The 4,646-nt window shown below is 73.7% G+C and carries 4 protein-coding genes and 1 rRNA gene; 4 read left to right on the top strand and 1 reads right to left on the bottom strand.

What is annotated here, in order from left to right; genetic code table 11:
• The 3 genes from cobT to ACWEN3_RS41915 form a co-directional block, all read left to right on the top strand.
• Positions 1 to 1,915, top strand: a 1,915-nt coding sequence (gene cobT, locus ACWEN3_RS41925; RefSeq protein ID WP_452982637.1) for a nicotinate-nucleotide--dimethylbenzimidazole phosphoribosyltransferase, incomplete at its 5' end; no start/stop codon positions are given.
• A 137-nt stretch (positions 1,916 to 2,052) separates the two neighbouring features.
• Entirely contained in the window at positions 2,053 to 3,285 is a 1,233-nt protein-coding gene (gene cobA / locus ACWEN3_RS41920; RefSeq protein WP_452982634.1) for a uroporphyrinogen-III C-methyltransferase, read from the top strand.
• Positions 3,286 to 3,358: 73 nt separating this feature from the next.
• Positions 3,359 to 4,177 (top strand): TrmH family RNA methyltransferase, encoded by an 819-nt coding sequence (locus ACWEN3_RS41915; RefSeq protein WP_452982631.1) that lies wholly within the window; start codon positions 3,359 to 3,361, stop codon positions 4,175 to 4,177.
• Between the two features lie 15 nt (positions 4,178 to 4,192).
• On the opposite strand, the gene ACWEN3_RS41910 is transcribed toward ACWEN3_RS41915, so the two are convergent.
• A complete protein-coding gene (locus ACWEN3_RS41910) occupies positions 4,193 to 4,387 on the bottom strand; it encodes a hypothetical protein (protein ID WP_452982628.1) in 195 nt (64 codons plus the stop codon).
• A 177-nt stretch (positions 4,388 to 4,564) separates the two neighbouring features.
• On the opposite strand from ACWEN3_RS41910, the gene ACWEN3_RS41905 reads away from it, so the two are divergent.
• Positions 4,565 to 4,646: ribosomal RNA gene (locus tag ACWEN3_RS41905) — 16S ribosomal RNA — on the top strand; the annotation flags it as partial.

The raw sequence follows: 4,646 nt of genomic DNA, 5'->3' as shown, positions 1-4,646 counted from the left end.
GGAGCCGCACGGCGCGCAGGAGCCGGTGGCCACGGTGCCCGCCCCCCGCGAGGCCGAGCCGGTCGCCGTACCGGACGCCGAGCACGCCCCCGATGTCGTACAGCACGCGGAGGACCTGCAGACCAGGGCCGCCGACCAGGAAGAGAGCACGGCCGCAGTGGCAGAAGCACGACAGCCCGCCGGCCCGGCCGCGCCCGGCTACGACGACGCCGAGCGCGAGGCCGTCCTGAAGGTGATGCGCGAGCGCCGCGACATCCGCAACGGCTTCCGCGGCGACCCCATCCCGCACGAGGTGCTGCTCCGCGTGCTGGAGGCCGCCCACACCGCGCCCTCCGTGGGCCACTCGCAGCCCTGGGACTTCGTGGTCATCCGGTCCGCCGAGACCCGGCGCGCCATGCACGAACTGGCCATGCGCCAGCGCGACGCTTACGCGAAGTCGCTGCCCAAGGGCCGGGCGAAGCAGTTCAAGGAACTGAAGATCGAGGCCATCCTCGACACCCCGGTGAACATCGTCGTCACCGCCGACCCCACCCGCGGCGGCCGGCACACCCTCGGCCGCCACACCCAGCCGCAGATGGCGCCGTACTCCGCCGCGCTCGCGGTCGAGAACCTCTGGCTCGCCGCCCGCGCCGAGGGCCTCGGCGTCGGTTGGGTCAGCTTCTTCGACGAGCGCGAGATGGTGCGCGCCCTCGGCCTGCCCGAGCACCTGGAGATCATCGCCTACCTGTGCGTCGGGTACGTCGACGAATTCCCGGACGAGCCCGAGCTGATGCAGGCCGGCTGGTCCAAGCGACGCCCCCTGTCCTGGGTGGTGCACGAGGAGACGTACGGCCGCCGCGCCCTGCCCGGAGAGGAACCCCACGACCTGCTTGCCGAGACCGTCGCACAGATCCGCCCGCTCGACGCCAAAGCCCTCGGCGAGGCCTGGGAACGCCAGAAGCGCATGACCAAGCCGGCCGGCGCGCTCGGCATGCTGGAGATCATCTCCGCACAGCTGTCCGGGCTGTCCCGGCAGTGCCCGCCGCCGATCCCGGAGCCCGCCGCGGTCGCGATCTTCGCGGGCGACCACGGTGTGCACGCCCAGGGCGTCACCCCCTGGCCGCAGGAGGTCACCGCCCAGATGGTGGCCAACTTCCTCGGCGGGGGAGCGGTCTGCAACGCCTTCGCCAACCAGGTCGGCGCCGAGGTGTGCGTCGTGGACGTCGGTGTCGCCGGCGACCTGCCCGCCACCCCCGGCCTGCTGCCCCGCAAGATCCGCGGCGGCACCTCCGACATGACCACCGGCCCCGCGATGACCCGCGAGGAGGCCAAGGCGGCCATCGAGGTCGGCATCGAGACCGCCCGCGACCTGGTGGCGGCCGGCAACAAGGCGCTGCTCACCGGCGAGATGGGCATCGCCAACACCACGGCGTCCGCCGCGCTGATCTCCGTCTTCACCGGCGCCGACCCGGCCGAGGTGACCGGCCGTGGCACCGGCATCAACGACGAGACGCTGGCCCGCAAGACCGATGTCGTCCGCCGCGCCCTGGACTTCCACCAGCCGGACCCGGCCGACCCCGTCGGCGTGCTGGCCGCGATCGGCGGCTTCGAGCACGCGGCGATGGTGGGCCTGCTCCTGGGCGGTGCCTCCCTGCGCACCCCGGTGATCCTGGACGGCGTCAGCGCCGGCGCCGCGGCCCTCGTCGCCCGCGCCATCGCCCCCGAGGTCCTCGCGGCCTGCATCGCCGGCCACCGCAGCGCCGAGCCCGGCCATGTGGCGGCGCTCAACAAGCTGGGCCTGCGCCCCCTGGTCGATCTCGACCTCCGCCTCGGCGAGGGCACGGGCGCGCTGCTGGCCCTGCCGCTGGTGCAGAGCACGGCGAGAGCGATGCACGAGGTGGCCACGTTCGATTCGGCGGGCGTCACCGAGAAGTAGCCCGGGGGTGGGGCACAGGCGCCGCGCGGGTGCCCCACTCTCGCCCGTACGCTGAACCCACATCTAAAATGCGCACGTCAGGGCCGCTCCAGAGCCGTAGCGCCCATCTGCATCGCCGGGACGAGGAGCCGCCCCTCATGGCCGAACACCCCGCCTACCCCGTAGGCCTCCGCCTCTCCGGCCGCCGAGTGGTCGTCCTCGGCGGCGGCCAGGTGGCCCAGCGCCGTCTGCCGGCACTGATCGCGGCCGGCGCGGACGTCGTGCTCGTGTCCCCCGGGGCGACCCCCTCGGTCGAGGCCATGGCGGACACGGGCGAGATCTCCTGGGTCAGGCGCCCGTACCGGGACGGCGACCTCGCCGACGCCTGGTACGCGCTCATCGCGACCAGCGACCCCGAGGCCAACACCGCCGCCTCCGCCGAGGCGGAGCGCCACCGCGTCTGGTGCGTCCGCTCCGACGACGCCGACCAGGCCACCGCGTGGACCCCGGCCACCGGCACCAGCGCGGGCGTCACCGTCGCCGTCCTCACCACCGAGGCGCGTGGCCGCGATCCCCGCCACACCGCCGCCATCCGCGACGCGGTGGTGGAGGGCCTGCGCGACGGCACCCTGGTGGCACCCCACCACCGCACCCGCACCCCCGGCGTCGCCCTGGTCGGCGGCGGCCCCGGCGACCCCGACCTGATCACGGTCCGCGGGCGCCGGCTGCTCGCCGAGGCGGACGTCGTCATCGCCGACCGGCTCGGCCCGCGCGACCTGCTCGCCGAACTCCCGCCGCACGTCGAGGTGATCGACGCGGCGAAGATCCCGTACGGCCGTTACATGGCCCAGGAGGCCATCAACAACGCGCTGATCGAACACGCCAAGCAGGGCAAGTCGGTGGTCCGGCTCAAGGGGGGCGACCCGTTCGTCTTCGGCCGGGGCATGGAGGAGGTGCAGGCGCTCGCCGAGGCCGGCATCCCCTGCACGGTCGTCCCGGGCATCTCCAGCTCGATCTCGGTGCCGGGCGCGGCCGGCATCCCGGTCACCCACCGGGGCGTGGCCCATGAGTTCACCGTGGTCAGCGGCCATGTCGCCCCCGACGACGAGCGTTCGCTGGTCGACTGGCCGTCGCTGGCCAAGCTCACCGGCACGCTCGTCGTCCTGATGGGCGTCGACAAGATCGGGAAGATCGCCGAGACGCTCGTCGCGCACGGCAGGTCGCCCGACACCCCGGTCGCCCTGGTGCAGGAGGGTACGACGGCCGCGCAGCGCCGCGTCGACGCGACCCTCGCCACCGTCGCCGCGACCGTACGCGCCGAGGACGTGCGGCCCCCGGCGGTCATCGTCATCGGCGAGGTCGTGAAGGCCGGCCCCGAGCCTGCCGCTTGATCACGCGTAACCCGGGGTAACGCACCCCTTCCCAGCCGTTGGCACCACACCCAGGACAAGGCAGTATCACCCTGTGGCCGATCTCATCACCGTCGAGGATCCCGACGACCCGCGCCTACGTGACTACACGGGCCTGACCGACGTCGAACTGCGCCGCAAGCGCGAGCCGGCCGAGGGCCTGTTCATCGCCGAGGGCGAGAAGGTCATCCGCAGGGCCAAGGAAGCGGGCTACGAGATGCGCTCCATGCTGCTCTCGGCCAAGTGGCTCGACGTCATGCGCGACGTCATCGACGAACTCCCGGCCCCGGTGTACGCCGTGAGCCCGGAGCTCGCCGAGCGGGTCACCGGCTACCACGTCCACCGCGGCGCCCTCGCCTCCATGCAGCGCAAGCCGCTGCCGACCGCCACCGAACTGCTGCGCTCCGCCCGCCGGGTGGTCGTCATGGAGTCGGTCAACGACCACACCAACATCGGCGCCATCTTCCGCTCGGCGGCGGCCCTCGGCATGGACGCGGTCCTGCTCTCGCCCGACTGCGCCGACCCGCTGTACCGGCGCAGCGTCAAGGTCTCGATGGGCGCGGTGTTCTCGGTGCCGTACGCGCGCCTGGAGACCTGGCCCAAGGGACTGGACCAGGTCCGCGAGGCCGGCTTCACGCTCCTCGCGCTCACCCCGGACGAGAAGGCGCGCACCCTGGACGAGGCCGCCCCGCACCGGATGGACCGGGTGGCGCTCATGCTCGGCGCCGAGGGCGACGGCCTGTCCACCCAGGCCCTGGTCGCCGCCGACGAATGGGTGCGCATCCCCATGTCCCACGGCGTGGACTCGCTCAACGTGGGCGCTGCCGCGGCGGTCGCCTTCTACGCCGTCGCCGGTGGCCGGCCGCGGTCCTGAACCCCCGAGGGGCTCCTACTCCCCGGCGCCGGCACTACGCGTCGGCTCGTACCGCTCGGACACCGGCGCGCCCACGGCGACCGTCCGGTGCTCCGCCGGCGCCTGCCGCTGGGGCCGTACTCCGTCGCCGCCGAGGCCGCGGGCCGGGCCCTGGCAGCCCTGCGCCACCGCGATGCCGAGCGCCACGAGCAGCGTCACCACGACGAACACGAACAGCCGCTGCCGCAGCAGCCGCGGATTGGCCGGCCTGAGCCCGCTCCCCGTCGTACGCGGCGCCGGCCGTCTCGCACCCCGTGGAGCGGGACGGCTCCCGCTGCCGGTGCGTGAAGCACCCGGGCGCGAGGGGACGCCACCGCCGCGCGAGGAGCTGCCCCCCCGCGAGGGCACATGGAATTGACGGGGGCCCGCACAAGCAGCGGAGCATGTGGCTTAATTCGACGCAACGCGAAGAACCTTACCAAGGCTTGAC

This window comes from Streptomyces sp. NPDC004561, assembly GCF_053602155.1.
Note: the sequence above shows the minus strand (reverse complement) of the source record. Positions and strands in the feature narration are given on the sequence as shown.

Bases quoted from the DNA above. Each gene is read 5' to 3' on its own strand.
- cobA (WP_452982634.1), top strand. From the start codon at position 2,053: ATGGCCGAACACCCCGCCTACCCCGTAGGCCTCCGCCTCTCCGGCCGC.